This window comes from Ruegeria sp. YTSC106 (genome assembly GCF_059609765.1).
Window position 1 is genome coordinate 66988 of the sequence record NZ_JBXWMI010000012.1, and the last position, 26346, is coordinate 93333.

33 protein-coding genes are annotated in these 26346 nt (G+C 56.4%); 17 read left to right on the top strand and 16 right to left on the bottom strand.

Annotation, left to right across the window (positions count from 1 at the left end; all coding sequences use genetic code 11):
- Positions 1-60 precede the first annotated feature (60 nt).
- Both AC2FEB_RS16395 and map read left to right on the top strand, forming a co-directional pair.
- Entirely contained in the window at positions 61-630 is a 570-nt protein-coding gene (locus AC2FEB_RS16395) for a hypothetical protein (protein ID WP_496674612.1), read from the top strand.
- A gap of 134 nt (positions 631-764) precedes the next feature.
- Positions 765-1577, top strand: coding sequence for a type I methionyl aminopeptidase (gene map / locus AC2FEB_RS16400; protein WP_496674610.1), 813 nt, complete (start codon positions 765-767; stop codon positions 1575-1577).
- Here the strand turns inward: map and AC2FEB_RS16405 are convergent.
- The 4 genes from AC2FEB_RS16405 to AC2FEB_RS16420 form a co-directional block, all read right to left on the bottom strand.
- Complete coding sequence (locus AC2FEB_RS16405; protein ID WP_496674608.1) at positions 1565-1744, bottom strand: hypothetical protein; 180 nt, start codon at positions 1742-1744, stop codon at positions 1565-1567. The genes map and AC2FEB_RS16405 overlap by 13 nt on opposite strands.
- Positions 1745-1769: 25 nt before the next feature.
- Positions 1770-2405 (bottom strand): HAD family hydrolase, encoded by a 636-nt coding sequence (locus AC2FEB_RS16410; protein WP_117871740.1) that lies wholly within the window; start codon positions 2403-2405, stop codon positions 1770-1772.
- A gap of 89 nt (positions 2406-2494) precedes the next feature.
- On the bottom strand, positions 2495-3052 hold the full coding sequence (gene rsmD / locus AC2FEB_RS16415) for a 16S rRNA (guanine(966)-N(2))-methyltransferase RsmD (protein ID WP_496674606.1): 558 nt from the start codon (positions 3050-3052) through the stop codon (positions 2495-2497).
- Entirely contained in the window at positions 3049-4260 is a 1212-nt protein-coding gene (locus tag AC2FEB_RS16420; protein ID WP_496674604.1) for an NAD(P)/FAD-dependent oxidoreductase, read from the bottom strand. Before AC2FEB_RS16420 ends, rsmD begins: the two co-directional genes overlap by 4 nt.
- 99 nt (positions 4261-4359) lie before the next feature.
- Here AC2FEB_RS16420 and AC2FEB_RS16425 point away from each other — a divergent pair, with 99 nt between their 5' ends.
- The 4 genes from AC2FEB_RS16425 (at position 4360) to AC2FEB_RS16440 (ending at position 5883) form a co-directional block, all read left to right on the top strand.
- Positions 4360-4845, top strand: a complete 486-nt coding sequence (locus tag AC2FEB_RS16425; protein WP_299899552.1) for a peroxiredoxin — start codon at positions 4360-4362, stop codon at positions 4843-4845.
- Positions 4846-4947: 102 nt separating this feature from the next.
- Positions 4948-5193, top strand: coding sequence for a glycine zipper 2TM domain-containing protein (locus AC2FEB_RS16430; RefSeq protein WP_117871731.1), 246 nt, complete (start codon positions 4948-4950; stop codon positions 5191-5193).
- 11 nt (positions 5194-5204) lie between these two features.
- Positions 5205-5552, top strand: a complete 348-nt coding sequence (locus AC2FEB_RS16435) for an EF-hand domain-containing protein (RefSeq protein WP_299636883.1) — start codon at positions 5205-5207, stop codon at positions 5550-5552.
- A gap of 22 nt (positions 5553-5574) precedes the next feature.
- Positions 5575-5883, top strand: coding sequence for a hypothetical protein (locus AC2FEB_RS16440; RefSeq protein ID WP_496674601.1), 309 nt, complete (start codon positions 5575-5577; stop codon positions 5881-5883).
- On the opposite strand, the gene AC2FEB_RS16445 is transcribed toward AC2FEB_RS16440, so the two are convergent.
- From AC2FEB_RS16445 to AC2FEB_RS16460, 4 genes are read right to left on the bottom strand one after another with little or no spacing between them, the layout of a single operon-like run.
- Complete coding sequence (locus AC2FEB_RS16445) at positions 5880-6173, bottom strand: 4a-hydroxytetrahydrobiopterin dehydratase (RefSeq protein ID WP_152459417.1); 294 nt, start codon at positions 6171-6173, stop codon at positions 5880-5882. The two genes, AC2FEB_RS16440 and AC2FEB_RS16445, sit on opposite strands and share 4 nt — an antisense overlap.
- Complete coding sequence (locus AC2FEB_RS16450) at positions 6170-7357, bottom strand: GNAT family N-acetyltransferase (RefSeq protein WP_496884218.1); 1188 nt, start codon at positions 7355-7357, stop codon at positions 6170-6172. Before AC2FEB_RS16450 ends, AC2FEB_RS16445 begins: the two co-directional genes overlap by 4 nt.
- Before the next feature lie 45 nt (positions 7358-7402).
- On the bottom strand, positions 7403-8170 hold the full coding sequence (locus AC2FEB_RS16455) for a glycerophosphodiester phosphodiesterase family protein (RefSeq protein WP_496884219.1): 768 nt from the start codon (positions 8168-8170) through the stop codon (positions 7403-7405).
- Positions 8167-8622, bottom strand: coding sequence for a RidA family protein (locus AC2FEB_RS16460; protein ID WP_496674596.1), 456 nt, complete (start codon positions 8620-8622; stop codon positions 8167-8169). Before AC2FEB_RS16460 ends, AC2FEB_RS16455 begins: the two co-directional genes overlap by 4 nt.
- A gap of 345 nt (positions 8623-8967) precedes the next feature.
- Here AC2FEB_RS16460 and AC2FEB_RS16465 point away from each other — a divergent pair, with 345 nt between their 5' ends.
- Entirely contained in the window at positions 8968-9738 is a 771-nt protein-coding gene (locus AC2FEB_RS16465; protein ID WP_496674704.1) for an MlaA family lipoprotein, read from the top strand.
- Positions 9728-10327 carry an MlaC/ttg2D family ABC transporter substrate-binding protein gene (locus tag AC2FEB_RS16470; RefSeq protein WP_117871718.1) on the top strand — a complete coding sequence of 200 codons (600 nt, stop codon included), beginning with the start codon at positions 9728-9730 and terminating at the stop codon, positions 10325-10327. The genes AC2FEB_RS16465 and AC2FEB_RS16470 overlap by 11 nt, the downstream gene beginning before the upstream one ends.
- Before the next feature lie 103 nt (positions 10328-10430).
- Here AC2FEB_RS16470 and fliP read toward each other — a convergent pair whose 3' ends face one another.
- The 4 genes from fliP to fliF are packed head-to-tail and all read right to left on the bottom strand — an operon-like array spanning position 10431 to position 13618.
- Complete coding sequence (gene fliP, locus AC2FEB_RS16475) at positions 10431-11159, bottom strand: flagellar type III secretion system pore protein FliP (protein ID WP_496674594.1); 729 nt, start codon at positions 11157-11159, stop codon at positions 10431-10433.
- Positions 11159-11446: a FliM/FliN family flagellar motor switch protein gene (locus AC2FEB_RS16480; RefSeq protein ID WP_117871713.1), complete on the bottom strand. Its 288-nt coding sequence runs from the start codon at positions 11444-11446 to the stop codon at positions 11159-11161. The genes fliP and AC2FEB_RS16480 overlap by 1 nt, the downstream gene beginning before the upstream one ends.
- Entirely contained in the window at positions 11439-12035 is a 597-nt protein-coding gene (locus AC2FEB_RS16485) for a FliH/SctL family protein (protein ID WP_496674592.1), read from the bottom strand. The genes AC2FEB_RS16480 and AC2FEB_RS16485 overlap by 8 nt, the downstream gene beginning before the upstream one ends.
- A complete protein-coding gene (gene fliF, locus AC2FEB_RS16490) occupies positions 12035-13618 on the bottom strand; it encodes a flagellar basal-body MS-ring/collar protein FliF (RefSeq protein WP_117872939.1) in 1584 nt (527 codons plus the stop codon). Before fliF ends, AC2FEB_RS16485 begins: the two co-directional genes overlap by 1 nt.
- 119 nt (positions 13619-13737) lie before the next feature.
- Here fliF and AC2FEB_RS16495 point away from each other — a divergent pair, with 119 nt between their 5' ends.
- Genes AC2FEB_RS16495 through AC2FEB_RS16515 form a run of 5 tightly spaced genes read left to right on the top strand, consistent with a single transcriptional unit; the run spans position 13738 to position 18351 of the window.
- Positions 13738-14235, top strand: a complete 498-nt coding sequence (locus AC2FEB_RS16495) for a flagellar basal body-associated FliL family protein (protein WP_496884220.1) — start codon at positions 13738-13740, stop codon at positions 14233-14235.
- A 9-nt stretch (positions 14236-14244) separates the two neighbouring features.
- Positions 14245-14721 carry a hypothetical protein gene (locus tag AC2FEB_RS16500; RefSeq protein WP_117871706.1) on the top strand — a complete coding sequence of 159 codons (477 nt, stop codon included), beginning with the start codon at positions 14245-14247 and terminating at the stop codon, positions 14719-14721.
- Positions 14718-15302 carry a MotE family protein gene (locus tag AC2FEB_RS16505; protein ID WP_117871704.1) on the top strand — a complete coding sequence of 195 codons (585 nt, stop codon included), beginning with the start codon at positions 14718-14720 and terminating at the stop codon, positions 15300-15302. The genes AC2FEB_RS16500 and AC2FEB_RS16505 overlap by 4 nt, the downstream gene beginning before the upstream one ends.
- Before the next feature lie 47 nt (positions 15303-15349).
- Positions 15350-16219 (top strand): flagellar motor stator protein MotA, encoded by an 870-nt coding sequence (gene motA / locus AC2FEB_RS16510; protein ID WP_496674589.1) that lies wholly within the window; start codon positions 15350-15352, stop codon positions 16217-16219.
- Complete coding sequence (locus AC2FEB_RS16515) at positions 16216-18351, top strand: hypothetical protein (RefSeq protein ID WP_496674587.1); 2136 nt, start codon at positions 16216-16218, stop codon at positions 18349-18351. Before motA ends, AC2FEB_RS16515 begins: the two co-directional genes overlap by 4 nt.
- 602 nt (positions 18352-18953) lie before the next feature.
- Here the strand turns inward: AC2FEB_RS16515 and betB are convergent.
- Positions 18954-20408 (bottom strand): betaine-aldehyde dehydrogenase, encoded by a 1455-nt coding sequence (betB, locus tag AC2FEB_RS16520; protein ID WP_496674585.1) that lies wholly within the window; start codon positions 20406-20408, stop codon positions 18954-18956.
- Positions 20409-20595: 187 nt separating this feature from the next.
- Here betB and AC2FEB_RS16525 point away from each other — a divergent pair, with 187 nt between their 5' ends.
- A complete protein-coding gene (locus AC2FEB_RS16525; protein ID WP_299636900.1) occupies positions 20596-20925 on the top strand; it encodes a hypothetical protein in 330 nt (109 codons plus the stop codon).
- Between the two features lie 6 nt (positions 20926-20931).
- Here the strand turns inward: AC2FEB_RS16525 and AC2FEB_RS16530 are convergent, their stop codons facing one another.
- Together AC2FEB_RS16530 and trhO are read right to left on the bottom strand one after the other, a co-directional pair.
- On the bottom strand, positions 20932-21441 hold the full coding sequence (locus AC2FEB_RS16530) for a potassium channel family protein (protein ID WP_496674583.1): 510 nt from the start codon (positions 21439-21441) through the stop codon (positions 20932-20934).
- Between the two features lie 66 nt (positions 21442-21507).
- Positions 21508-22413, bottom strand: a complete 906-nt coding sequence (gene trhO / locus AC2FEB_RS16535) for an oxygen-dependent tRNA uridine(34) hydroxylase TrhO (RefSeq protein ID WP_496674581.1) — start codon at positions 22411-22413, stop codon at positions 21508-21510.
- Between the two features lie 96 nt (positions 22414-22509).
- Between trhO and pncA the strand changes: the two genes are divergently transcribed.
- A complete protein-coding gene (gene pncA, locus AC2FEB_RS16540) occupies positions 22510-23103 on the top strand; it encodes a bifunctional nicotinamidase/pyrazinamidase (protein WP_496674579.1) in 594 nt (197 codons plus the stop codon).
- Here pncA and AC2FEB_RS16545 read toward each other — a convergent pair.
- Positions 23100-23630, bottom strand: a complete 531-nt coding sequence (locus tag AC2FEB_RS16545) for a hypothetical protein (protein ID WP_117871685.1) — start codon at positions 23628-23630, stop codon at positions 23100-23102. The genes pncA and AC2FEB_RS16545 overlap by 4 nt on opposite strands.
- Positions 23631-23794: 164 nt before the next feature.
- Between AC2FEB_RS16545 and pncB the strand changes: the two genes are divergently transcribed.
- A complete protein-coding gene (pncB, locus tag AC2FEB_RS16550; protein WP_496674577.1) occupies positions 23795-25087 on the top strand; it encodes a nicotinate phosphoribosyltransferase in 1293 nt (430 codons plus the stop codon).
- A gap of 87 nt (positions 25088-25174) precedes the next feature.
- Entirely contained in the window at positions 25175-26335 is a 1161-nt protein-coding gene (locus AC2FEB_RS16555; protein WP_496674575.1) for a hypothetical protein, read from the top strand.
- Positions 26336-26346 lie beyond the last annotated feature (11 nt).

Sequence of the window (26346 nt, forward strand, 5' to 3'; positions counted from 1 at the left end):
AACTCAGATGAACCCGATCATTTCTATCGAATTTGCCTAGGTTTCTCAAAGGACAACTTAATGACGGCCCTACCGAAGACCGAGAACACCCGCTTAGAAAAGCGTATTCGAACAATCTCACTGACTCTAATGAGTTTGGGTGGCATACCTGTATTGGCAAGATTTTTTGGTGTAGGGTTTGTCCCCTCTCCAACTTGGGTTTCTTGGACCTTTTGGCCAGCATGTGTCGTCGGCGCGCTTTCTGCGGCATTGGCGCTTTGGGCGGTTCATCTTAGCTTATCGGAAGGCATCCAACTCTCAGAGCCAATAAAAACAACATTGTCTATATTTTTCATGCCTTTGGTAGGCGCGTTTGCGGGGTTTCTTGTAGTGGCAGCGACGATCCCGATGGTTGTTTCTCTTCCCTCTTTTCACACGGTAGAAATAACATTTGTTGTTAGTGATCCCAATATGGGAGATTCTCGGAAGTGCCCTAGGCCGATCGCTCTGAAAGACACGGCGCGTGCCATTAACGTCGTTTGTGATGTCCCGAACAGTATTCGCAGACGTCTGCAAACCGGAAGGCAGATTATTCTTGTTGGCCCCGGAAGCAGTGTCGGCGTATTCCCAACTCACTTTCGTCTGCCTTGATCGACAAGTGCCCTTATCAGTCTCTGTATTAAACCCAATTAACTGAAAAACACCCACCACTGCACACCCTCTGGAACTTTCTGCACAAGCAGCGTAAAAGGAATGCTGCGCGAAACATTTGGAGCTTAGCGTCGATGAAAGAACATCGTGGCCGCCTGACCAAAGACGGCATCCGCATCTATGAACAAAGCGACTTCGCCGGGATGCACGCGGCGGGGGCTTTGGCGGCGCGGATTCTGGATGATATTGCCGAACATGTGTTCCCGGGGCAGACCACGGGCGCCATTGACGGGCTGATCACGCAGATGGTCGAAGACGCCGGCGCGACCTCGGCCACCATAGGCTATAAAGGCTATCAGCACGCCAGTTGCATCAGCGTGAACCACGTTGTCTGCCATGGCATTCCGGGCGACAAAAAGCTGAAGGATGGCGACATTCTGAATATCGACGTGACAGTCATCGTCGATGGCTGGTTCGGCGACACCTCGCGCATGTATGTCGCGGGCAAGCTGCCGCGCAAGGCGGAACGGCTGATTCAGGTGACTCATGACGCGCTGTTCAAGGGCATCGAGATGGTCAAGCCGGGCAATACATTTGGTGACATCGGCCACGCAATTCAGTCCTATGTCGAAGCTCATCGGATGAGCGTTGTACGCGATTTCTGTGGTCATGGTCTGGGTCGCGTTTTTCACGCACCACCGAACGTGTTGCACTATGGTCGCCCGGGCACCGGTGCCGTTCTGGAAGAGGGTATGTTCTTTACCATCGAACCCATGGTCAATCTGGGTCGTCCCGAAACCAAGACGCTGGCCGATGACTGGACTGCCGTGACCCGCGACAAATCACTGTCGGCACAGTTCGAACATTCGGTGGGCGTCACCTCAGATGGGGTCGAGATCTTTACCCTGTCTCCCGGCGGCAAATACCACCCGACCTATTCCTCTTGATCCGCGGCCTGTTCGCGGAAAAGTTTCAACAGCATCGTTTCGTCCCCCCACGGCGTGACCGCGTCGTGGATGAAGACCGGCGCACGCATGGGTTTGCGCTCTGGGCTGGTGGAAGCTTCTGCATCGCTGGAAAAGATCCAGGCGAAAGGTGTCAGGGTGCGATCCATACCCGCACTTTAGCACAACCGCGGGTCAAAGTCCCAACAACCCATGCGCCTGCGACATGTCCGTGATCACTTCGGCACCCAGATCCGCCAGCTTTTCACCGCCTCCATGAGGCGCATAAGCGAGGCAACGCATGTCGGCTCGGATTGCAGCCGTGACACCACTATGACTGTCTTCGATCACCACCGGAGCCCTTGCACCAAAGTGCTCGGCGGCCAGTTGGAACATCTTTGGGTCCGGCTTTCCGGTGCCCAGCACATGGGCCGAGAACATCACGTCTTTGAACCGGTCCCAAAGCCCGTTCTGACCCAGTGTGATCTTCATCTTGTCCGGGCTGCCATTCGACGCGACGCAAAAGGGGATACCCTTTTGATCCAGCCCCTCAAGCAGGTCTGCGATACCGGGCACCAATGGCACACCTGCACGCAGGCGGTCGTAGGTTTCGGCATAGATCTGATCTATCCAGTCTTCGGGCAGAAGGGCACCCATCGCGCGGGCCTTGTCGCGCACGCCGACCATCGTTCCACCCACAAACAGCGACATACATTCATGCAGCGCCAGATGCAGGCCATAATCCGCCAGATTGTCCACCAGCACCTGGTTCGAGATCACCTCGCTGTCCACCAAAACGCCGTCGCAGTCGAAAATGACAAGATCGTGCATATGGAACCCCTATTTCGCCTCGCGGTCGGCCTATCCAGGCTTTCCCGTCATTGCCCACCCATGTTACCCACCAAACCGCGCAGAGCGATTCAATCTGGAACACCTCTCCACATCAAAGAAATATGCGTGTCGCCATACCTGCGGCTATCATGCAATGTGAATCCGGCCGGCGCCTGCATCCGGGCGTTTTCTTCCCAAACCAACAATGCATCATCCGCGATCCAGCCATTGGCCAAGGCGGCGACGGCCTTCTGCCCCATGGATTTCCCGTAAGGCGGGTCCAGAAAAACCAGATCATAAGGCGCGCCGGTATTGTCGCCCAACCGGGTTGCATCGCGGCGGATCAAGTCGGTACGATCGGCGCTGCGGGTCAGATCGATGTTCTTGCGGATCAACCCGTGAGCCACCCGCCCGTCATCAACGAAGGTGACATGCGACGCGCCCCGCGACAGTGCCTCCAGCCCCAGTGCCCCGGTTCCCGCGAACAGATCCAGCACCCGCAAACCGTCAAATTCGATCTGGTGGCTGAGCACATTGAACAGGCTTTCACGCACGCGGTCGGTGGTGGGGCGCAGATGCGCGCCCGCATCACCCTTGCCGACCGAGGCGAGGGCGCGGCCCCGGAATTCTCCGGCAATGATCCTCACGCCTTAAGCAGCGGTTTCAGGTCCGCGTTCGGGTCTGCCACAACTTCGGGATCAGCTGTCTTGCCCATTTCGATCAATCTCTTGCCGACCATGTATGCTCGCGGATCATTCATCGCATCCACAGCAATCAGCCTGTCGCCTTTGTAATACCAGAAGGACATGGTCTGACCCTCGCCCCTGCGGGTCACCACACGGTCATATCCGGTGTTCAGGCCCGCGATCTGAAGCTTGACGTCGTACTGGTCCGACCAGAACCATGGGGTCGCCACGTAAACCTTGGCCGCACCCAGCATGTTTTGCGCCACGATTTCAGCCTGGTCGATGGCGTTCGGGACGCTTTCCAGACGGATACGACTTTCGCCATGGGGGAAAGAGGCGCAATCGCCCGCCGCCCAGATCGACGGAACAGAGGTCCGGCCATGGGCATCGGTTTTGATGCCGTTGTCCAGCTCCAGCCCTGCCATCTCGGCCAGTTGAGTAGAGGGCACGATACCCACACCGACCACAACAAAATCCACCTCCAGCTTTGTGCCGTCGGTCAACACGGCCTCCACAACCTTGCCGTTTTTGCCGATCAGCCGATCGAGCCCGACGCCTTCGCGAATGTCGGCACCATATTTGCTGTGCAGCGCGCGGAAATAGTCGCTGGTTTCGGGTGCTGCAACCCGTTGCAGGATGCGGTCGGCCATCTCGACCAGAGTGACCTTGACGCCCCGCTTGGCGCAGACAGCGGCGGCCTCGAGCCCGATGTAACCACCACCCACGATCAGCGCGCGGGCGCCTTCGGTCACTTTGGGTTCCATCTCGTCAATATGGGCCAGGTCGCGCACCACGTGGACACCGTCCAGATCGCCTCCGATGGCAGCAGGCAGGCGGCGCGGATCTGACCCGGTGGTCAGCGCCAGTTCGTCATACGGGATGACCTCATCCCCAAGAGTAACCGTTTTGGCCTTGGGATCGATGCCGGTCACGCGCTGGCCAAGACGCAAAGTGATGTTGTTTTCGACGTAGAAGCTTTCGGGGCGCAGGAACAGGCGCTCCAGCTCCATCTCTCCAAGAAGATAGGCCTTGGATAATGGCGGGCGCTGATATGGCAGATGCGGCTCGGCCCCGATCAGAGTAATCTCTCCGCCGAACCCGTCCTTGCGCAGCCGCGCCACCAAAGACGCGCCCGCTTGCCCTGCGCCAGTCACGACAATATGGCTCATGCTTTGCCCACCCTGCAGTTTTCCCGTGGTCTCTCTGATTGGACCACCTATATTGCGCTTAAGCCCAATTCTGCAAATCCAAACGACAGGAGCTAAAAAATGATTTCAACAGGAGACACCCTACCCGAGGCCACACTGATCCAGATGGGGGCAAACGGGCCGGAAGAGGTTCGGATTTCAGACAAGACCAAAGGACGCAAGGTTGTCATTTTCGCTGTGCCCGGCGCCTATACCGGTACGTGCACCACCGCACATGTGCCAAGCTTCATCCGTACAAAAAAACAGTTCGACGACAAAGGCGTTGAAGAGATCATGTGCCTGTCGGTCAACGACCCGTTCGTCATGCAGGCCTGGGGTGAATCCACCGGCGCGACCGCGGCGGGATTGACCATGGTCTCAGACGCGGCTTCAGAATTCACCAAGGCCATCGGCATGGATTTCGACGCCCCGCCTGTGGGTTTGTTCGCACGCTCCAAACGGTATGCGATGCTGGTCGAGGACGGTAAGGTCACGGCCCTGAATCTGGAAGAAAACCCCGGTGCCTGCGAGATCTCAGCGGGTGAAGGCCTGCTGGAGGTGATCTGAATTTGGCCGGCCCCGGTTTGCCCGGGGCCGCGTGAACCCAATTTAACTTGAAGCAGCGCCCCAATGCGCGAATACTCGACGCATAATTTGGGGAGCTTTTTTATGAAACTTAAGTTGTTTTTATCCTTCCTGACCGGCGCGGCCCTACTGGCAGCCTGCGGACCGGCCCCAACCCCGCAACAGCAAGCTGCACGACAGCACGAGATTGCCTGCCTTGGCGGCACATTGGGCGGTGCCTTGATCGGCGGTGCAATCGGCAACCAGTTCGGCGGCGGATCGGGCAAGACGATCCTGACAGCAGCCGGCGCCGCCGCCGGTGGCTTTGAAGGCCAAAGATTTGCATGCTGAGGAGATTGGAAATGAAACAGGCGATTTTTGTATTCACGGCTGCATTTTTGGCCTCGGCGACCAATGCCGAAACCGTGGCTGAACTGCATGAAAAAGAATTGAACGCCATCGACGCAAACAATGACGGGTTCCTGTCCAAAGACGAATTCGACGCTTTTTCGGACTATGCGTTTCAGGCCATGGACGAAGACAAGAACGGCACATTGGGTCAGGCCGAGGCCAAACCGTTTCTGGACATAAAGCAGTTCCAGAATGTTGACCGCAACAAGGACAGCTTTATCTCAAGATCGGAATATGATGCACAGATGAATGAAGATTTCGGCGCGGCAGATCAGAACGGCAATGGTCAACTGGACTAAGCCCGTTTTCAAGGAGCTTGGTATGAAAATATGGATTGGAATGGGCGCTTTGGCGCTGGTCGCGGCCTGCGATGCGCCGCAGGCTCCGGTCGTGACGGGGCCGGACGGGCAGGCCCGCATTCAGATCAATCTGTCTGGCCTGACCTGCTACGAAAACCGGTGTCTGGATATCAACCCATCAGCGCGCAGTGTGCGCCAGATCGGGAACAAGACCACGGGCATCCCAAGATCCATTGATGTCAGCGAAGGCACCGTGACGCCTGCGGAATTCAAGCAGATGGGCACAGCCGCGTCCCTGGCCGGTGGCCAAGGTTCAGGCAACGACCGTTAGCACAGACTGTCCATCTTTCGAGCCAGCTTGGCGTCCAGTGACGACAGGCCACCTACGTCATGGGTGGACAGGACCACCTCGACTGTGCGGTAGACGTTGGACCATTCTGGGTGGTGGTTCCATTTCTCGGCCCAGATCGCCACTTGCGTCATCCAGCCAAATGCGTGCACAAAGTTGTCGAAAATGAAGGTCTTGGTGATCGCGTCGCGGCCTTCGACCATGGTCCAGCCGTTTTTGAACAGCGGGTCCAGCAGCGGGCCACGGGTCTCGGCGGACAAAAGTTCAGTCATTGCTGTTCCTCCGGGTTCGATTTCCTGAACGGGCCGTAATCCGTCAGAATCTCGATCTCTTCTCCCACTGCGCGGCCTTCGGCGTCCAGATATTTTTTGATCGCATCGGCAAAACCCGGATCACCGACCCAGTGCAAGCTATGCGTGCGCGTCGGTAAATAGCCGCGTGCCAGCTTGTGTTCACCCTGAGCGCCCGCTTCCACCCGGGCCAGACCGTGGGCAATGGCAAAATCTATCGCCCTATAGTAGCACAGCTCGAAATGCAGGCAGGCATGATGTTCAATGCAGCCCCAGTACCGCCCAAAAAGCGTTTCGCGGCCTATGAAGTTCAGCGCACCCGCAATGGCATGCCCATCCCGTTCAGCCAAAACCAACGCCATATCATTCGCCATCGTCTCTTGTGCGATGTCAAAAAACTGGCGCGTCAGATAGGGTGATCCCCATTTTCGGGCCCCGGTATCCTGATAGAACCGCCAAAAAGCATCCCAGTGTTCCGGACGCAGGTCATCGCCTGTCAATGTATGGATTTCACCGCCAAAGCCATGGGCCTGCGCCCGTTCCTTGCGGATATTCTTGCGCTTGCGTGACGACATGGCGGAGAGGAATTCATCGAAATCAGCATAGCCATCATTCAGCCAGTGAAACTGTTGCGAGCTGCGCAGCATAAGACCCATCTGCTCCCCCGCCAATGCTTCCTCTTCTGTGCAGAAGGTCGCGTGAACCGATGACACCTGGTTATCAGCCGCCAGTTGAACGGCACCCTGCACCAAAGCCGACATTCCGATTCGCTCGTAGCCCGGGCGCACCAGAAACCGACGCCCCGTTGCGGGTGTGAACGGCACCGCAATTTGCAGTTTGGGATAATACCGCCCGCCTGCGCTTTCATAGGCATGGGCCCAGCTGTGGTCAAAGATGTACTCGCCCTGGCTGTGCGATTTGGCATACATCGGGGCCGCTGCGATCAGGATCCCGTCAAGAAAGGCCGTCAGGTATTGCGGCTGCCAACCCGTGCCACGCCCGACCGAGCCGCTTTCCTCAAGCGCCAGCAAAAAGCGATGCGTGGTGAAGGGATCAAGGGGCCGTCCACCATCGGCAGCCTCAGGGCAGGCGCAGGCATCCCACTCGGTCGCCGAAATCTGCGACAGTGACCCAAGTACCTGAACTTCGATTTGAGCCTGATCCATGTACCCTCCGCGCCAGCCCTTTATCTGTGACCGAGGCGCCAAGGTTCAAGCTGAATGCGCAGCCAGATACCCTTCGAAGGTCACATTGTCGGCAACCATGCGGGCCTCTGCCTCTTGTTCAGGCGTCCGAACAGTCCAGCACAGGATCGGCACGCCCTTTGCCTTCAGTTCAACCACACGTGCGCGGGACAGGTCAGCGGCCTCATGGCTGATGAAACCGGCCCCGACACGATCGAAATCCGGAATATCGCGCAAGTGATCACACACGTCTTGCGACAACAGTTCGACACTGGGCTCATAGGCGCAAGTTGTGATGCCGCGCGGCAGATGCGGGGCCAGCCGCGCCAGTTCCGCAACCGAGTTGGGATTGAAGGACATCAGCGCCACCGGACCTTCGTACCCCTGCAATGCGCGCACGGTGTCGTGCTCGAGGGCACCGATATTCATACCCATGGCGCCGTCCTGATCCTTCAACTCGATCAGCAGCGGCACCTGGCCTGCCACGATTTCCAGCACATCATCCAGCGTTGGAATGCCGTCCTCGCCATACAACAGAGTGGTATTGGACGCCGCAACCGCCGACACCTGCCGGACCGGACCGGACTGACCGGTCAGACGCGCCATATCATAGTCATGAAATACCACGGCACGATCATCAGCTGTAAGTTGAAGATCAATCTCAATCCCGTAACCGGCATCAATGGCAGCACGAATGGCCGCCCGGCTGTTTTCCGGACGGTTTTTCGAGACGTCGTGCAACGCCCGATGGGCAATTGGGGCCTGCAGAAACGCAGCTGGCAGGGGCGGTATCATTCGATCTCGAATATACCTTCGATCTCAACTGCCACGCCCAAAGGCAGTGACGCAGCGCTAACGGCGGAACGCGAGTGGCGACCGGCGTCGCCCAGCGCTTCGACCAGGAAGTCGGATGCGCCGTTGATCACTTGCGGCTGTGCGGTGAAATCTCCGGTCGAGTTCACGAAACCGGTCAGTTTGATGACACGCACCAGTTTGTCGATATCTCCGCCACAGGCCGCCTTGACCTGTGCCAGCAGATTGATCGCGCAGACACGCGCCGCAGCGGCTCCGGCTTCGACATCCATGTCGTCGCCCAGCTTGCCAGTGATCAGCTCATCCGTTTTCGATATCTGGCCGGACACATACACGATATTGCCCACACGTACGAAAGGCACATAATTTGCCGCCGGCGCCGGTGCGTCGCCCAGTGTGACACCGAGGCTTTCCAGTTTTGCAGCGATGCTCATTGAGAGGGTCCTTCCTTGATTGACTCTGCCGGACGCTAACCGGGAAGCACAGCCGTGGAAAGACGGAATACGGCAATTTCCGGCTTGCACGCGATCTGAGCATATCTTTACTTATTATGACTTGTAGATACTCAATTGCTTTACCCGGACCTGACGGACAGGTTACACGCTAGGTGTTTCATTTGAGATCTGAAACGACTATGTGACAAGAACTTGTGCCTTACCGGCGTGTAAGTATTGGTGAATTGTGATTGTTGGCCCGACAGAACGGATGCCGGGCATTTGGGAGAAGCAAAGATCGTGTCGAGCAGATTTCGCCTGAAACACCTGGTTGTACTGTCGCTCATGGCCATTCTGTCCGCCTGTGCAACCACGCCTCCCGAAGACGCCTCACGCAATGACGTGTTTGACCCCTATGAAAACGCGAACCGGGGTATTCATAAGTTCAATCTGGGCGTTGACCGGTTTCTGTTTCGACCTGCTTCCAAAGGGTACGTCAAGATCGTTCCCGATCCTATGGTTACCAGTTTCAGCACATTCGCCGAAAACATCTCGCTGCCCGGACAGGCGGTCGACTACCTGCTTCAGGGCAACCCGAAACAGATGGGCAATGCGCTGCTGCGCTTTGTGATCAACATGACCGTGGGCGGCTTTGGCCTGTCCGCGCCCGCAGATGAGCTGAACCTGCCGCCCGTTGATACTGATTTCGGTGAGACCCTGCACGTCTGGGGTGTCGGCGAAGGGGCTTATGTTGAATTGCCTTTCTATGGCCCGTCGACCCAAAGGGATGCCATCGGGGTCGTGATCAACCTGTTCTCGAATCCGATCAACTTTACCCCGGTCCGACCCGCCGACAACCTGGGCGTCTATGCCGAAGTCGTTCGCCGGATGGGCGATCGTGGTCGGTTCTCGGATACCGTGGACTCAATTCTTTATGAAAGCGCAGACAGTTATGCACAGGCCCGCCTGATCTATCTGCAAAACCGCCGCTTCGAACTGACAAGAGATGACGAAGACGCATATCTGGATTTGTACTCTGACCCCTATGCCGAAACCGGGACAGACCCGGTCAGGGACCCCTATTTAGACCCCTACGAGGACCCTTATGCTGAATAACGAGTTGAACCGCCGTCACTTTGTCGCAGCCGGTCTGGCCTTGGCCGTTCTGCCCAAGTCCGCGTTTGCCCAGACCGAGGCAACGGCCAAGGCACTGGTCAGCAGCGTGGTCAACGACATCAACCGGGTTATCGAATCGGGTAAGTCGGAAAAAGCGATGTTGCGTGATTTTGAGAAGATATTCGTGCAATATGCGGACGTCCCGATCATGGCACGCTATGCCCTCGGCGCGGATGCTCGCACAGCCACCCCATCCCAACTGAAGCAATTTACCAAGGCGTTTCAGAGCTATATCTCGCGCAAATATGGCCGCCGCTTCCGTGAGTTCATCGGCGGTGAGGTCAACGTGCGCAATGCCCGCAAGATCAAGGCCGGATATGAAGTGCGCACAACAGTCAAACTGCGCGGCTCGGCCCCGTTTGACGTAACTTTCCTTGTTTCGGACAAGTCGGGGCGTGAAAAATTCTACAACATGTTCATCGAAGGCGTGAACCTGTTGCTGACCGAACGCACCGAAATCGGCGCGATGCTGGATGCCCGCAAAGGCAACCTGGACCAGTTGATCAAAGACCTGAAAAAGACCGGCTGAATCGTTTCTTTTACGTTTGGGCGTTGAAAACCTCCTTTGAAGAAAGTGGGGCAGAGTCGTCTGACCGCCTGTTTTTTCAGCGCGCCTCGGCTATATGTCGAGATCACGGCATATAACTGCGCACCAATGCACCCGCAATCAAAGCCCACCCGTCGGCGATCACAAAAAAAGCCAACTTGAATGGCAAGGATACAATGGCCGGTGGCACCATCATCATACCCATCGACATCAATACAGCAGCCACGACAAGATCGATGATCAGAAACGGCAGAAAAATCAGAAACCCGATCTGAAACGCCCGCGCGATTTCAGACAGCATGAAAGATGGCATCAAAACCGACAACGGTGCCTGTGCGGACAACTCCATAGCCTCGCCGCCGGGACGTAAAGCTGCCATGGCATAAAACGTGTCCGCATCGAGTCGCGCCGCCATGAAGGCGCGGAACGGCTCTAACGCGCGCTCCAATGCTGACTCCACCTCCATCGTCTCTTCTATCATCGGGCGTATCCCTGTGGCCCATGCTTCGGAAAACACCGGGTCCATAATGAAATAGGTCAGGAACAACGCCAGGCTGACCAACAGCATATTGGGTGGAGATTGTTGCAGGCCGATCCCTTGCCGCAGGATTGAAAGAACAGTGATCAGGAATGGAAAGCAGGTGATCATGATCGCCAACCCCGGAGCGATGCTCAGCACTGTTATCAGAAAAATCAGCTGGATTGTTCGGGCGGAAATCGATCCGCCTTCGCCCAAAGACAAGGTCAAATCCTGAGCTGCGGCCAGTGAGGGCATCAACATGACCACCAAAGCCAGCCAGGTCACATAGCGCATCAGCCAATTCCGTTTTGCAAATCCGCAATCTCGGTCAGGCGCACTGCAAGCTGCCCCGCCTGATCGCCCTCCATTTCCTCCAGCAACCCGCGTGCGACCAACTGATCCCCAACATAGAGATCGACCGGGTCTTCGATACGTTTGTCCAAGATCAGCACTGCATTCTCTCCCATGTTCAACAAGTCCCGGATCAGTGGGCGCGTGCGACCAACTGAAACGGTCACTTCAATCGGGACCGAATCGAACGGGTTGGGTTTTTCAGTTTTCGGAATCTGGGTGTCATTCATTGGACAAAGCCTTTCTTGCCTCAAAGACATAAGCGTCAAAGATCTGTGCGATGGCGGCGAGCAACGCGGTGCAATCGGCCTCACGCCTGCTTGTGCCTACCTCAAGGCGGGCCTGACCCGGCTCCAGCTCAGAGTGTTCGATAACCTGAGGAGTGGGATGCAAGTCTTGCGGCAACAGCGCTGCAACCTTTTCGGCGCATCCCGGCGGCACCATAATCTGCATCGGCTGCTCTGCCCGGGAACACGCCATTTCACAGAGTTGTTCCACAAGGCGGGCAGCCAAGCCGCGCTCGGCCATCTCAGGCAGTACGGTCTGAACCAGACTGGCGAACATGGGCTCCAGAGACAGGGTCATGCGGGTGATTGCTTCGTGATAGGTGAAAGACATATCCTGAAGCGACCTGGCCAATTCAGCCGAGATTTGGCCGCGACTTTGTTCCTGCGCCCGAGAGGCATCTTCCCAACCGGCCCCATACCCGTCTTCAAAGGCAGAGAGCCGTTGTTCTTCCAGCGCGTCCTCATCCAGAAGCAGAACGGGCCCGGTACCAGTCTGGGTGGTGAAATCCTCAAGCAGATGGGCAATCGACATCACACCCGCTCCTCGCCTTCTTCAAGCCAACTGCGCAGGATCTCGACAGTCTCTTCCTGCTTGTCACCGATCATGGCGCGCAGCCGATCAACAGGATCCTCCGTGGCGCTCGAGCCGAGGGCCGGGACACTGCGCTCTGCTGGCAAGGAAGAGAACTCTGCCGGTTCCTCCGGCGCGATTTCACCAGTCAGAGCCAATGCGCCCGAATTCGCCCCATCCGCAGCAGCCAGCAACGCCGGTGCCGAGGTTGGCTTCGTCAGGATCGGGCGGATCACGAACAGCGCCAACACCAGCGAAACCAGAGCCAGCACAGCCATCTGTATCAAGGACATGGCATCCAGATGGATGTTCTGCCAGAACGACGAGGTCACCAGAGTACCCTGCGGCTCAACCGAGGGAAAATCCATGGATTTCAGTGTGATAACGTCCCCGCGCGCCGCATCGTGCCCGACTGCTGAAGCCACGAGTTCTTCTAGAGCGGTCAGCTCTTCCTGAGGCAAGGGCGTAAATGCTTCGGATCCGGACGCATCCACCGATCTTGTCCCATTGACCAGAACCGCAACCGTCAGACGCTTGATCGCGCCGGGGGCCTTGTGTACTTCCAGCTCTGTCTCGGAGACTTCATAGTTCACCCGCTCACGAGTCTGGGTGGCCGTCGAGTTGGATTCATCTCCGCCTGCCGCGTCACCATCAGGCAGATTTGACGCCACAGTAACATCCGATGACTGATTTCGAGCACTGTCCGAGCGTTCTTCGACATCCGTGCTGATCGCCACGCGGCCCTTGGGATCAAAGCGCCTCTCTCGAATGGATTCTGTCTTGGTCTCGGTATCCACACTGACCTCGACCACAGCATTGCCGGTACCGACACGCGCCTCGACCAGACGCAGAACACGTTCTCGCAACTGACGCGACTTGTCATCGGCGGTGTCTGTTGTCGCTGTGGTATCTTGCCCGCCAATCACAGCCCCTTGTGAATCAATCACCGTTACGTTCTCTGGCGTCAGCCCACTGACAGCCGAGGCAACAAGGAACCGGATAGCCTTGGCCTGATCACCGGTAATTTCGCTTCCGGATGGCACGAGATAAACCGAAGCCGTTGGTGCCACACTGCGCTGAAACGGGTTTGCTGTCCCATTGGCAATATGGACGCGCGCCTGACTGACATGCGGGCTGCCGACAATAGTCCGCGCCAGTTCACCCTCTTTCGCGCGCCAATAAGCAGCATCGAACATCTGAGACGTGGTGCCAAACCCGCTTAACGAATCAAGCAGTTCGTACCCTTTGTTGCCGTTTGCGGGCAGGCCTTCGCTGGCCAGGGTCATTCGCAACTCGTCGCGCTGCGCACCGGAGACGTAGATCGATCCGCCCCGGATCTCATATGTGACGCCACGCTGGTCCAGCGCTCGTACTATATCCCCAGCGGCACCGTTTTCCAGACCAGCATAAAGCAACGTCATGGACGGAGCAGTCACAAGGCGCGACATTCCGAGGATACCCAGAAACACCAGCGCAACCGCGCCAGCGACAATGATTTGTTTACGCCTGTCCAAACTAGCCCAGACAGTTCCGATCTGCTGCACGCTCACCTCCGACTCGCCGGCATTCTGCCCGACGCATCCTCTGTTTGGACGATTGCTCTTAACAATCGGTTAGTCCCTGCACGGTTATGACAGAGACAGAACGGATGAATGAGGACGTCATGACCGACGCAACCTACAAACTGGCGGAACCCACCGAGAAAAAAGGGAAAAAGGGAATGCTAATCGGGATGATCCTTGCGGTCGTCGGAGCTGCGGGCGGGTATTTCCTGACATCGTCCGGATTGATTCCGCTGGGCGGCAAAGCCGCAGTTGAGACCAACAAAGACGGGGCGAAAGACGAACCTGCCAAAGCGCTGGCAGATGTCGGGTTTATTGATCTGCCGCCGGTCGTTGTATCGGTGAATTCCGGCAAGTCGCGGCATTTGAAGTTCCACGCACAGCTCGAAGTTAACGCGCCGTACATGGATGATGTGAAAAAAATGCAGCCACGAATCATGGATGTCCTGAACGGTTACCTGCGAGCCGTTGAGCTGAAGGACCTGGAGGATTCACTGGCATTGACGCGCATCCGAGGTCACCTGCTGCGACGCATTGGAATAGTCGTCGGCGAAGGGCGCGTTCGCGATGTGCTGGTGATGGAAATTGTGCTGAATTAGGAGGCGGAATTGGAGCTGATTGCGGATATTTTGCTGGTCGCCGGTGCGTTGGGCGCGGGTCTTTATTGCTTTGTGCTGTCGCGCCGCCTCAAGCGGTTCACCGATCTTGAAAAAGGCGTCGGTGGTGCAGTGGCCGTGTTGTCGACCCAGGCAGAAGAGCTGAAGAAATCCCTGGACAGCGCGCGAAACGCCTCTGATCAATCGGGTGATCAGCTTAAGGCGCTGACGCAAAGGGCTGAAACCGTGGCACAGCGCCTGGAACTCATGATGGCATCTCTGCATGATATCATCCCCGAAGAAGAAACTGCTGCCCCGGAAAAAGCAAAGTCTCTCCAAGACGAGCCTCAACCTGAAGAGGAAATGGGCACCGGGCACGAGAAAACAGCGGAACCGGTCGAAACTGGTGCGAGTGAAGAGCCACCCAAAGCGCCAGAGGGCCTGATGTTCTTCCGGCATGACCGCAAGCAGAGCGAGGCGCAGGTATGAGCCTTGCGCGGAACGCCAAACACAATACACGCCCGCGCGGTGGTGTGCTTGCCGTCATCTCATTGCTGATGATCGGCTCGGCAGCCATTCGCCTTGGCTTGGAGGCGGGACCTGCGCTCGCCAAACCGGTGACACCCGAAGCCGTGGAAAACAAGCCTGCCGCGTCCGAAACACGCGATGTTCAGGTTGTGCTGGCAGAGCTTTTGAGCCGGGAGAAACGCGTCAAACAGCGAGAGGATGATTTACGCGATCAGGAAAAAGCACTGGAAATCGCAACCCAAGCCGTTGAAACGCGCCTGACGGCCTTGAAGGACGCGGAAGATTCCCTGCGCGACACACTGGCGGTTGCAGACAGGGCGGCAGAGAACGATCTGGCGCGCTTAACGGATGTTTACCAGAACATGAAACCAAAGGACGCAGCCGCATTGTTTGAAACCATGGACCCGACCTTTGCCGCAGGGTTCTTGTCCCGCATGCCGGCGGACGCAGCGGCTGGCGTACTGGCGGGCCTAAGTCCCGAAGCTGCCTACACGATCAGCGTTGTCATGGCCGGTCGCAACGCCTCGGCCCCGCAGGAATAATCGCCTGTGTTGCCCGGTTTTGCACCGAACTCATCTGGAGATCTCAAATGATTGGAATTGTTGGAATTGTTGTCATCTTCGTAATGGTCTTCGGGGGCTATCTTGCGGCAGGCGGCAAGATGACCATCATCATGAAGTCCCTTCCATTCGAAATGATGATGATCGGCGGTGCGGCCGTAGGAGCCTTTCTGATCAGCAACGACATGGGTGGCGTGAAACATACGATCAAAGACATGGGCAAAGTGTTCAAAGGCCCGAAATGGAAACCCGAAGACTATCGCGACCTTCTATGTCTTCTGTTTTCGTTGATCCGTATTGCCCGCGCCAACCCCGTGGAGGTTGAGCAGCATGTTGAAGACCCTGAAAACTCCAGCTTGTTTTCTGCATACCCCAAGATTCAATCCGACAAAGAGGCCGTCGACCTGATTTGTGACACGATGCGGTCAGCGGCAATGAACTATGACGACCCACACCAGGTTGAAGAGGTTCTGGAGAAGCGCATGGAGGCAAATTTTCATCATGCCATGCACTCCAGCCATGCGCTTCAGACAGTAGCAGATGGCCTGCCCGCGCTGGGGATTGTTGCTGCGGTTTTGGGCGTGATCAAGACGATGGGATCAATCGATCAGCCACCCGAAGTGCTGGGGAAATTGATCGGGGGTGCCCTGGTGGGTACGTTTCTGGGCGTTTTTCTGGCCTATGGTCTGGTCGGCCCCTTCGCTGGCAAATTGAAAGCCGTGGCTGAAGAAGACAACCACTTCTATCAATTGATCAAGGAAGTGCTGGTTGCCAATCTTCATAATCATAATACCGCCATGTGCATCGAGGTTGGACGCCAAAATACCCCAACTCACAACCGCCCCGGCTTTTCGGAGTTGGAGGACGCTTTAAAAGAGCTCAAGCAGGCTGCAGCATGAAGCGTATCGGATTTCTGATAGCGGTTTTAGTCACGGCTGCAAATGTCGTGACCGCACAGGAAGTGGTGGTGCGATCCGGAGAGCATGACGGATACACACGTCTGGTTTTCGACGTGCCACCGGATACTGGTTGGGTGCTGGCGCAACGCAAGAACGGCGCAAGCATAACAATTGCTTTGGACGACGTGACATTCGAAACTAACTCGGTTTTTGGGCGTTTGACCACGAACCGCCTGACCTCCTTGTCACAGAAAAGCCCCGGCAGCGCATTGGAGATGGAATTCGGATGCAACTGCGTAGCGTCGGCGTTTCTGTACAGAAATTCGATGATCGTACTGGACATCATGCCAGAGGATTTTTTGCCGCCGCTTCTTGAGGATATTCCGCCACCCTTGAGCGGGAGAACAGCCGAAGCCACGCCGCCATACATCGACACAGGGTTGAATCTGCCACTCCTCACCATGACTGAGCAAGGGATAAAGGACCAGCTGTCGATCCGTCTTTTGCAAGGGACCGATCGCAAGTTACTGGACTTGGAGCTTGCACCTGTCGGGCCGCGCAATACCATCTCACCCGATACAACAGCTGTCTCATCCCAATTGAATTCGAACGTGCGTCTGACCACGGTTTTGGACGATTTGCAGAACATTCTGAACGAAGAGCTGCAACCAATTGATCCAAGACCTGCCTGTATCTCAAATGGCGGGCTGAATTTTGCGTCCTGGTCAGGGGAAGCACCTTTTCCAAGCCAAGTGTCGGCACTCCGCTTAGGACTGTACAAAGAGTTTGACAAAGTTGACGACGAAAAGGCTCTGAAACTGGCTAAGCTCTACACCTCGTACGGCTTCGGGGCCGAAGCGCTGAGTGTTTTGAAGTTGGTGGAGACACCGCCAGACGGCACCAAACAAATTTCAGCAATTGCGCGGGTTGTTGATAACCGGGCGACGCTTCCGATGAGTCCATTCATTGGCCTGCAACGATGTGAAAGTGATGCTGCGCTTTGGGCTGTGTTGTCCGAAAAGGAACTGGCACCTGACGCAAATATTGAAGCTATCGAGCACGCATTTGCAAGACTGCCGGATCATCTTCGCCGCCTGCTAGGGCCGCGGCTGTCACAAATATTTGTGAGCGCTCAACAACTGGAGGCTGCACGCAGAGTCATTCGTTCCGTTGACCGGATAGAACCGGAAACAACGCCCAGTGTCACTCAGGCCAAAGCCAGCGTTGCCAAAGCGGAAGGTAACAGTGAACGTGAAGAAGAATTGTTGACCGAAGTTATAACCTCAACCCACGCCGCGGCTGAGTCTCCGCTGGCTTTGGCGCGCTTGGTGGGAAAACGTTGGTCTGAACGCAAAACCGTTTCTTCCCAGGAACTTGATCTGGCGGCGTCTTATGCGGTCGAGTTCAGGCGATCGGAACTGGGTCCGATTATGAACCGTACCTATGCGATCGCTCTGAGCCTGAGCCAGGAATTCGACCGCGCCTTCGACGTGATCAAAGCGCTGCCACCCGGCCCCGATAGCGACAGCGCCGTCAATCGGCATCTGCATTTGCTTTCCGAAAGATCGGACGACGCAACCTTTCTACACCAGACGATGGAGGTAATGCAGCCGGACATGGTTGCCGTATTAACAACCGAAACTGCAATTGCATTGGCCAGCCGCCTTGCTGATCTGGGCTTTGCTGAGCAGACATTCGCGCTGGCGAACAGACCGGAAGATCAGTCGCGGCGCTTGGATCGGGCTCGGTTGCGGGCTCGGGCCGCTCTGCTGTCGGGGCACCCCCATCAAGCCCTGTTGGAGCTGGCTGATGACAATTCCGATGAGGCGCTTGCCTTGCGCGCGCAAGCGATGGTTTCAACAGAAGATTTTGCAGCCGCAGGTGATATGTTCCGAGGCCTCGAACAAAACGAAGCGGCAAACCGCTATTTCTGGCTGGCCGGGGTGTCGGATGAGAGGCTGGAGCCTACGGGCGGGAAATACGCGGCATTGAAACAAGCCACCCAAGCCTTGTCTGACCTGCCGGTACGGTCGGCGGAAAGACCGCTGGCGGACGCGGAAAACCTGTTGAAAGACAGCCAGTCCGCCCGTCAGCGAATCGAAGAGATGTTGAGCGCTGTCGGGATAGAATGACGTATTTCGCGACTTTTCCGGCTACACCCGGAAAAGTGAACGCAGTTCCCGACTCCGGTATACCCTGCGATGCGTTTCAACTTCTGGCAGCGCTGGAAGCCTTGTGCCGTTGCTTCAAGGCCGATCCAATCAGGACGCCCGATCAGGCGGGGATGCAAATATGGCTCTAGCCTTTTTCAGAGATGCCAGGTTCCAGACATGACGCCGAAGAACAGGCCGCCGAATTTCAGGCCACATTCCTCGATCAATAAGGTCACGTCGGCTGACCGCCCGTGAAACAACCGGTGCTGTGGCATTTACGGCAGATATGTGAAAACGAGACGCCATATCAGCAAAATACGGCGGCAAAGGTTCCGCGTCTTCAATGAGTTCAGTGGCCAGAAAAATCGCGGACGAGTATCCTCACCGGGCCGGGCCAATCGGCTGAGGATGACCGCGTCTTTGAACACAAATTCTGCAAAACCCACTTTTTCAACACGCTGGCAGGCATCGGTGTTGTCAGAGCAGTATACCCAGCCACTGGCTGGCAGGGCGTTTCCTCTGCTCCCGGCATCAGACACCTGCAGCAGAGACGTCAATAACAGCGGACAACCGTCCTTGATTCAGTACGGAGCCTCAACATCATTCATCGAGACATAGACGGTTTTCATTTCCGAGAAATGGTTGATCGCCAGTTTCGAGTTCTCGCGTCCGACACCGGACATTTTCGACCCGCCAAACGGCGCCTCGACCGGGGCAAGGTTGTAGGTGTTGATATAGCAAGTACCTGCTTCGAATCCGGCCACGATTCGATGCGCCCGGGTCAGATCGTTCGTGAAGACACCTGCGGCCAGACCGAACTCGGTGTCATTGGCGCGGGCCATCACCTCTGCCTCGGTCTCGAAATCCAGCACCGACATGACAGGGCCAAAGATTTCCTCGCGCGCGATGGTCATGTTGTCAGTGACGTCAGCAAAAACCGTGGGCTGCAAATAATAGCCGTCCCGGTCGATCCGCTCGCCGCCAAAAATCAATCTTGCGCCTTCGGCTTTGCCCTTTTCGATATAGCTCAGGGCGATGTTCATCTGGTTCTTGCTGACCATCGGTCCAAAGCTGACGTCCTCGTCCATTGGATCGCCGATTTTCGCGTTGACCAGACGTTCGGACAGGCGCTTCAGGAAGGCCTCTTTGATACCTTTTTGTACAAAGACGCGAGTGCCGTTGGAACAGACCTGACCCGCAGAATAGAAATTGCCCAGAATCGCACCTGAAACAGCGTTTTCGATGTCGGCATCTTCGAAGACAATCATCGGGGATTTGCCGCCGAGTTCCATGGTCACGTGCTTCATGCCATCCGCTGCGGCAGCATAGACCTTGCGGCCCGTCGGAACTGAACCAGTCAAAGAGACTTTGGCCACACGCGGATCGGTGACCAGCGAAGCACCGACATCGCCGTAACCCTGGATCACGTTGTAGACGCCTTTGGGTGCGCCAGCCTCGACCAGAATTTCAGCCACTTTCAATGCCGAAAGGGGCGTAGTTTCCGAAGGCTTGAATACCATCGTATTGCCACAAGCAAGCGCCGGGGCACCTTTCCAGCAGGCGATCTGCGTGGGATAGTTCCAGGCGCCGATCCCGACGCAAACGCCCAGCGCTTCGCGGATAGTATAGACGAAATCACCCCCGCCCAGCGGAATATGCTCTCCTGTCAGAGAGGCGGCCAATCCACCAAAATACTCCAGCGCATCTGCACCCGAGGTGGCGTCGGCCACTGTGGTTTCCTGAATCGGTTTGCCTGTGTCATGGGTTTCCAGAACGGACAGGTCGTAGTTGCGTTCGCGCATGATATCGGACGCGCGGCGCAAAATTCGGCCACGTTCCGTCCCGGACAGTGCCGCCCAAGCCGCCTGAGCATTTTTTGCGCTATTCAGAGCCTTATCTATGATCGCCGGCGTCGCTGAATGCAGACGCGCAATCACTTCGCCTGTTGCGGGGTAAATTACTTCAAGGGCAGCGCCGTTTGCATCTTCGACATATTCGCCGTCAATGAAATGGCTGGCTCTGGGCTGAAAATTCATACCGTGTCCTTTTGTTTCGCACCCGTCTGGACGGGACAAATGGTCCGTTGAAAATCGGCCTATCGGTTATTGATTGATCAGTCAATAAATTCATCAAAAGGGCGACTTTACGCCTGCCAGACCCCGTAAACCTTGAAATTTTTGGTTGATGTTCTATTTATGTTCTACTCAGTCAGAGGAAAAACCGATGACCCAGCAAGCACGTCACGCAGCCCTGAACGGGCCGAACAATGATTACCACCTGCTTCCGGTGACTGACCGGCAAATGCGGTATGCGCGCGCGATCGCCGAGCAATCGGCACTTGAGATCCCGGTTGAAGCACAACGTGACCGGCGGCTCTTGTCTGATTGGATCTCGGCCCACAAACCGCGTGGCTCTTCGAAATTCGACAACTACCCGACAGGTAAGCAGGTTGCATTTGCCGAGCGGATTTCACGCAGTAAACGCCGCCCGATCCCGTCCGAGTGTTTCCGTGACAAGAAAATGATGTCTCGCTGGATCGATCAGAACAAATAGCCCTTATTAGGGTCTTTCCTGATTGTGATTGCGGGCGTAAAGCGAAACAGCTGCGGCAACAAACATTCCCAGCAGGATATATCCTGTCACGGCTTCGGACACGGCGAGCCCCCGGCACAGACCGGTCGGGGACATGTCGCCATATCCGACGGTTGTGAAGGTGACGTAGGAAAAATACAGAATATCACCCGGACCCTCTGCGCCGATGACACAGTGGTCGTTGTATCCGAAGGCGCCGTAAACCGCGGCGAACAGGAAGGGGACAACCTGTATGAACGACACCCCCATCAGAAACAAAAGCCTGTGGGGCGACTTCACCTGGGTCATGTAATACCAAGACTGCGACACCAGCCAGATCAACAGGCCAACCGAAGCGATTGTGCCAATCGTGTCGCCCGCAGCCGCCTCGCTCAGGCGCGAAAGACCATACCAGGCAAGAAAGCTCGCCAGAACCAGCCCCAACGCTGCAATCAGGGTTGATTTCCATTCATCCAAAGTCGTGGGTTTGCGGTGCATGAACGCCCCTTCAATCTGGCCTGCGAGCAGATCATCCGATCTAACGCAAAGGCCTGCAACCCGAATTCAGTCCTGCCGCAGATGCGCCTCACCCCGTTCGCGCGCCAGCAGAATCTGCTTTTGCCGCTCGCGAAAGCGCATTTTATCAGCCTCGGAGGTCTCATCGATGCATTGATGGCATGAAACGCCATGCTCGTATTCCGGGCGCTTCAAATCCTCCGGAAGGATTGGACGCCGGCAGCCGTGACAGAGCTTGTGCGGCCCTTCAACAAGCCCGTGACCAACCGAAACACGATTGTCGAACACAAAGCATTCCCCCTGCCACGAACTGTCTTCAGCGGGCATTTCCTCAAGATACCGCAGGATACCGCCCTTGAGGTGATAGACATCCTCGACCCCCTGACCCAGCAGGTAGTTGGTTGATTTCTCGCAACGGATACCGCCCGTGCAGAACATGGCGACCCGCTTGTTGTGAAAGCGGTCCTTGTTCTGTTCCCACCATGCCGGAAAATCGCGGAAACTGGCTGTTTCAGGGTCTATTGCGCCTTCAAACGTCCCGATTGCCACTTCGTAATCGTTTCGCGTGTCGATCAGCACGACATCTTCAGAACGGATCAGGTCATTCCACTCCTGCGGGTCGACATAGTTACCGACACGGGCGCGCGGGTCGACATCGGGCTGACCCATGGTCACGATCTCTTTCTTCAACCGCACCTTCATCTTGCCGAAAGGCGGATGGTCCGAGGTCGCTTCCTTCCACTCCAGATCAGCACAGCCCGGCAAGGATTGGATAAGTGTCAGCACGGCGTCGATTCCGGCACGCGGGCCAGCAATTGTGCCGTTGATCCCTTCCTGTGCAAGCAGCAGCGTACCGGTGACGGACCGCTTACGGCACAGGTCCAGCAAGGGGTCGCGCAACGCGGCTGGATCCGCGAAACGGGTAAAGTGATAGAGGGCAGCGATTGTGTACATATGCGCGATCTACCTTCGCAGACCCAGAGTCGCAAGGGATTGCATTGACGCCCTGCGCGCCGCCGCCTACCGATAGAGTAAATACAGGAGACCGCCATGACCCATGCCCTGCTCGTGATCGATGTCCAGAACGACTTTTGCCCCGGTGGCGCACTGGCTGTGGCAGAGGGGGACGAGATCGTCGCACCGATAAACGCCATAATGGACGAATTCGACGCCGTGATCCTGACTCAGGACTGGCATCCTGCAGGGCATTCTTCGTTCGCAAGCTCCCACGATGGCAAAAACCCGTTCGAATTGATCGAATTGCCCTACGGCCCACAGGTTTTGTGGCCCGATCACTGCGTACAAGGCACCCAGGGCGCGGGTTTTCATCCCGAATTGCGCACGGATGGCGATTTGATCCTTCGCAAAGGGTTCCACGGTGCCATCGACAGCTATTCCGCGTTCTTCGAGAATGACCACCAGACACCGACAGGTCTGAAAGGCTATTTCGATACCCGAGGCATCGACCATTTGACCCTTGTGGGATTGGCCACCGATTACTGCGTCCACTTTTCCGCAGTGGACGCCGCCCGGTTGGGTTTCGGAGTCACAGTTCGCATGGATGCCTGCCGCGCGATTGATATGGACGGTTCGCTGGCAGCAGCCGAGCAGGCGATGCGGAACGCCGGAGTCGTATTGACCTAAGGTGTCGCACCTGCGGCGGCCAAAAGCTTGATCATTACGAACAGGACAACAGCCAGACCCAGCGCAAACCCAATGCGTCCAGGTACAGTGCGACGTTCCGGGTTGGTCTGGCTTGACGGTGGTGACGGAACGCGCATCGGCCGGCTGCGTACGATCCCCGCCATGGGCTGCGCTGTTCGCACATAGTGCAGGAAATCCCAAAGGTTGAAATCGCCGCAATATTCACCCTGAATTCCACGCGCCCTGATGCTTTCAAACAGCGACCGCAGAATTCGCACCCGATCCGCCTGATCTTCGGCTGGAAACACACCAGGCACAATGCCGCTGTTGCGCGACTCGAGACTGAATCCGGCATCCAGGAAAATCTTGCGGATTTTCGGTGATGTTCCACGCAACGCGTCCGCGGCTCTGATATCTCGGAACACTGCACACACCCGGCGTTCCGTATCAGAGTCAGCCCCCAGCTTTTCGGGGTCTAAATCATCCAACGCTACGTTAACAATATCAAAATCGTACTCGATACCCATTTACAAACTCAGTTTCGTCTTTCCATCCCCTCTTCTCACTAACCGGTGAAAACAATGCACAATATGCCGGTATTGTGACGTCAAACTGGCATTGTCACCAAATCAGCGACTCTTGCCATTTCCGGAGTCGATTGATCTAACTACGGAAATCGCAGGAGTTCCCCATGGTCGACATCGCGACCCGCGTCTACAATCACAAATGGAAGATTGACCCGATTGTACGGTCTTTGATCGATACTGACTTCTACAAACTGCTGATGTGCCAGTCAGTGTTTCGAAACAAGCCCCAAACAGACGTTGTATTCTCGCTGATCAACCGGTCGAATCACGTACCTCTGGCGCGTTTGATCGATGAAGGCGAACTGCGGGAACAGCTGGATCACATCCGGTCCCTCAGCCTCAGCCGGGGGGAAAGCACCTGGCTGCGCGGCAACATGTTCTATGGGAAACGGCAGATGTTCCGCTCCGACTTCATGGAGTGGTTCGAGAATATGCGCCTGCCGCCCTATCACCTTGAACGCACAGGTGACCAATATGAACTGACCTTTGAAGGCAAATGGCACGAGGTCATGTTGTGGGAAATCCCCGCGCTGGCGGTGTTGATGGAATTACGCTCGCGCGCTGTGCTGAACGATATGCGCCGGTTCGAATTGCAGGTGCTGTACGCCCGCGCGATGACCCGAGTTTGGGAGAAGATCGAAAAGTTGAGCTCGATAAACGGGCTTGGGATCGCGGATTTCGGCACCAGACGGAGGCATTCCTTCCTGTGGCAGGATTGGTGCGTGCAGGCGATGATCGAAGGGTTGGGCGAATCCTTTACCGGAACCTCGAACTGCCTGATCGCCATGCGACGCGAGGTCGAGGCCATCGGCACCAATGCGCACGAACTCCCCATGGTCTATTCCGCGCTGGCCGACACGGATGAAGCGTTGGCGCAAGCCCCTTATGACGTGCTCAGCGACTGGCATGACGAGCATGACGGCAACCTGCGCATCATCCTGCCCGACACCTATGGCACCAAGGGGTTTCTGGACAATGCTCCTGACTGGCTGGCGGGTTGGACCGGTATTCGCATCGACAGCGGAGACCCGGCAGCGGCAGCCGAGGTTGCCATCGACTGGTGGAAAGCGCGCGGTGAAGACCCGACACGGAAACGGATCATTTTCTCTGACGGTCTGGATGTAGAGAAAATTCAGGAATTGCATGCCCAGTTTGCGGGCCGCGCCAATATTTCCTTCGGTTGGGGAACCTTGCTGACCAACGATTTTCGCGGGCTCGTTCCCAATGACGCGCTGGCGCCGTTCTCATTGGTCTGCAAAGCGGTATCGGCCAATGGACGCCCGACGGTGAAACTATCGGACAACCCGGAAAAAGCGATGGGGCCGAAAGACCAGATCGAGCGCTATAAGCGGGTATTTGATGTCGGAGAGCAAAAGGCGATCGAAGTGATCGTCTGAACCACGGCGGCGAGTTCAACATTTGTCAGCAACTCACCTGATGCTAGTTTGGAAAGCATTCCCAACGAGCATTAAGGTTGAGATACAATGATATTTGAACCAAAGAACTTCTACGAAACCCGCGGATCCCGAGACGAGCTTTCACTTTTTTCCTACGCCGCATACCTGATGTCCCGCGCGCAGTTTCTGCAAGCCGAAAACAATGACAGCGACCTTTTCCTGTTGGACCGCGATTTGGAAGAAACTGACGATGCCGTTCTGTCCAAACAGCTTGTCATGCTCGGATTCCGGCCAATTGACGACCGCCAAATATCCGCCCACGAATACATGCGTTTCTTTGTTGGCCCCGGCGACCTAAGGCCCGTTGACCTGCTTACTTCGCCAGAGCCTGAGGGGTATTACCAACGTTTGTTCGAGGCGATCAGAGCAGCAGAAGAACAGCCGAACCTCGAACATATTGACGCTGCTTTGGAGCTTGGTCTGGCAGCCCCTGATTCAATTGTTGCTCTTGCCGCACTGAGTTCATGCCTCAAACTGTATTCGCCGGAATCTTTTCCGCCACGTCTTTGGCTTGGTGTGTTTACGGCACGTTGGGCGCAGTTGGAGCCGCTCTCGCAAGATTTGCTTACTGTGCTGTCGTCCGCTCTGATTTCAGACCCGCTGGGTTCGAAGGTTCCACCGGCGCCCGCGCAACAGAAAGCCGGTGTCCCGGGGTTGCTTCTTGTTCATGGCACGCACTTCGAAGTCAATCCCGACCCCACATGGTACTATCCCCATGTCGGAGATCTGCATAATTACATCAAGCCGCATCGCAACGACATCTTTTCAGGGCAGAACTACTATGAATGGGAGGGCCGGTGGTCCGACCGCGGCCGACATATTGCTGCCAAACACCTGAAAAACTGGATAGATCTTGAGGCTTATCACGGCTGCGATGTGGTTGCCCACAGCCACGGCTGCAATGTCGTCATGAAAGCCGCCGAGATGGGGGCACAATTCAACAAGGTCGTTTTCCTAAGCTGCCCGGTACACTGGCACAAGTACAACCTGAATTCAGGCCGGATCAATGCGCCGTATTCAGTTCGGGTCTGGTTTGACTTGGTGATCCTGGCGGACGGCGGCAAACAAAAGTTCCCCGCCAGTGCCAAGGTTGCCGACGAGGTCGTCGGAGGTTGGTTCAGTGGGCATTCTGCCACGCGGACATCACAGATTTGGGGCAATCATACATTGGAAGCAAAGCTGATCTAAACTGCCTGGGT

Excerpts from the sequence above, each read along its gene's own strand:
- trhO (WP_496674581.1), bottom strand. The coding sequence starts at position 22,413 with ATGTACACAATCGCTGCCCTCTATCACTTTACCCGTTTCGCGGATCCA.
- AC2FEB_RS16425 (WP_299899552.1), top strand. The coding sequence starts at position 4,360 with ATGATTTCAACAGGAGACACCCTACCCGAGGCCACACTGATCCAGATG.
- betB (WP_496674585.1), bottom strand. The coding sequence starts at position 20,408 with ATGAATTTTCAGCCCAGAGCCAGCCATTTCATTGACGGCGAATATGTC.
- AC2FEB_RS16465 (WP_496674704.1), top strand. The coding sequence starts at position 8,968 with ATGGCCATTCTGTCCGCCTGTGCAACCACGCCTCCCGAAGACGCCTCA.
- AC2FEB_RS16485 (WP_496674592.1), bottom strand. The coding sequence starts at position 12,035 with ATGTCGATTGCCCATCTGCTTGAGGATTTCACCACCCAGACTGGTACC.
- motA (WP_496674589.1), top strand. The coding sequence starts at position 15,350 with ATGATTGGAATTGTTGGAATTGTTGTCATCTTCGTAATGGTCTTCGGG.
- AC2FEB_RS16505 (WP_117871704.1), top strand. The coding sequence starts at position 14,718 with ATGAGCCTTGCGCGGAACGCCAAACACAATACACGCCCGCGCGGTGGT.
- fliP (WP_496674594.1), bottom strand. The coding sequence starts at position 11,159 with ATGCGCTATGTGACCTGGCTGGCTTTGGTGGTCATGTTGATGCCCTCA.
- AC2FEB_RS16460 (WP_496674596.1), bottom strand. The coding sequence starts at position 8,622 with ATGAGCATCGCTGCAAAACTGGAAAGCCTCGGTGTCACACTGGGCGAC.
- AC2FEB_RS16545 (WP_117871685.1), bottom strand. The coding sequence starts at position 23,630 with ATGGGTATCGAGTACGATTTTGATATTGTTAACGTAGCGTTGGATGAT.
- pncB (WP_496674577.1), top strand. The coding sequence starts at position 23,795 with ATGGTCGACATCGCGACCCGCGTCTACAATCACAAATGGAAGATTGAC.
- AC2FEB_RS16430 (WP_117871731.1), top strand. The coding sequence starts at position 4,948 with ATGAAACTTAAGTTGTTTTTATCCTTCCTGACCGGCGCGGCCCTACTG.
- AC2FEB_RS16530 (WP_496674583.1), bottom strand. The coding sequence starts at position 21,441 with ATGCACCGCAAACCCACGACTTTGGATGAATGGAAATCAACCCTGATT.
- AC2FEB_RS16525 (WP_299636900.1), top strand. The coding sequence starts at position 20,596 with ATGACCCAGCAAGCACGTCACGCAGCCCTGAACGGGCCGAACAATGAT.
- AC2FEB_RS16420 (WP_496674604.1), bottom strand. The coding sequence starts at position 4,260 with ATGAGCCATATTGTCGTGACTGGCGCAGGGCAAGCGGGCGCGTCTTTG.
- AC2FEB_RS16405 (WP_496674608.1), bottom strand. The coding sequence starts at position 1,744 with ATGGATCGCACCCTGACACCTTTCGCCTGGATCTTTTCCAGCGATGCA.
- map (WP_496674610.1), top strand. The coding sequence starts at position 765 with ATGAAAGAACATCGTGGCCGCCTGACCAAAGACGGCATCCGCATCTAT.
- AC2FEB_RS16470 (WP_117871718.1), top strand. The coding sequence starts at position 9,728 with ATGCTGAATAACGAGTTGAACCGCCGTCACTTTGTCGCAGCCGGTCTG.
- pncA (WP_496674579.1), top strand. The coding sequence starts at position 22,510 with ATGACCCATGCCCTGCTCGTGATCGATGTCCAGAACGACTTTTGCCCC.
- AC2FEB_RS16445 (WP_152459417.1), bottom strand. The coding sequence starts at position 6,173 with ATGACTGAACTTTTGTCCGCCGAGACCCGTGGCCCGCTGCTGGACCCG.
- AC2FEB_RS16455 (WP_496884219.1), bottom strand. The coding sequence starts at position 8,170 with ATGATACCGCCCCTGCCAGCTGCGTTTCTGCAGGCCCCAATTGCCCAT.
- AC2FEB_RS16410 (WP_117871740.1), bottom strand. The coding sequence starts at position 2,405 with ATGCACGATCTTGTCATTTTCGACTGCGACGGCGTTTTGGTGGACAGC.
- AC2FEB_RS16515 (WP_496674587.1), top strand. The coding sequence starts at position 16,216 with ATGAAGCGTATCGGATTTCTGATAGCGGTTTTAGTCACGGCTGCAAAT.
- AC2FEB_RS16440 (WP_496674601.1), top strand. The coding sequence starts at position 5,575 with ATGAAAATATGGATTGGAATGGGCGCTTTGGCGCTGGTCGCGGCCTGC.
- AC2FEB_RS16555 (WP_496674575.1), top strand. The coding sequence starts at position 25,175 with ATGATATTTGAACCAAAGAACTTCTACGAAACCCGCGGATCCCGAGAC.
- AC2FEB_RS16495 (WP_496884220.1), top strand. The coding sequence starts at position 13,738 with ATGACCGACGCAACCTACAAACTGGCGGAACCCACCGAGAAAAAAGGG.
- AC2FEB_RS16480 (WP_117871713.1), bottom strand. The coding sequence starts at position 11,446 with ATGAATGACACCCAGATTCCGAAAACTGAAAAACCCAACCCGTTCGAT.
- AC2FEB_RS16450 (WP_496884218.1), bottom strand. The coding sequence starts at position 7,357 with ATGGATCAGGCTCAAATCGAAGTTCAGGTACTTGGGTCACTGTCGCAG.
- AC2FEB_RS16435 (WP_299636883.1), top strand. The coding sequence starts at position 5,205 with ATGAAACAGGCGATTTTTGTATTCACGGCTGCATTTTTGGCCTCGGCG.
- AC2FEB_RS16395 (WP_496674612.1), top strand. The coding sequence starts at position 61 with ATGACGGCCCTACCGAAGACCGAGAACACCCGCTTAGAAAAGCGTATT.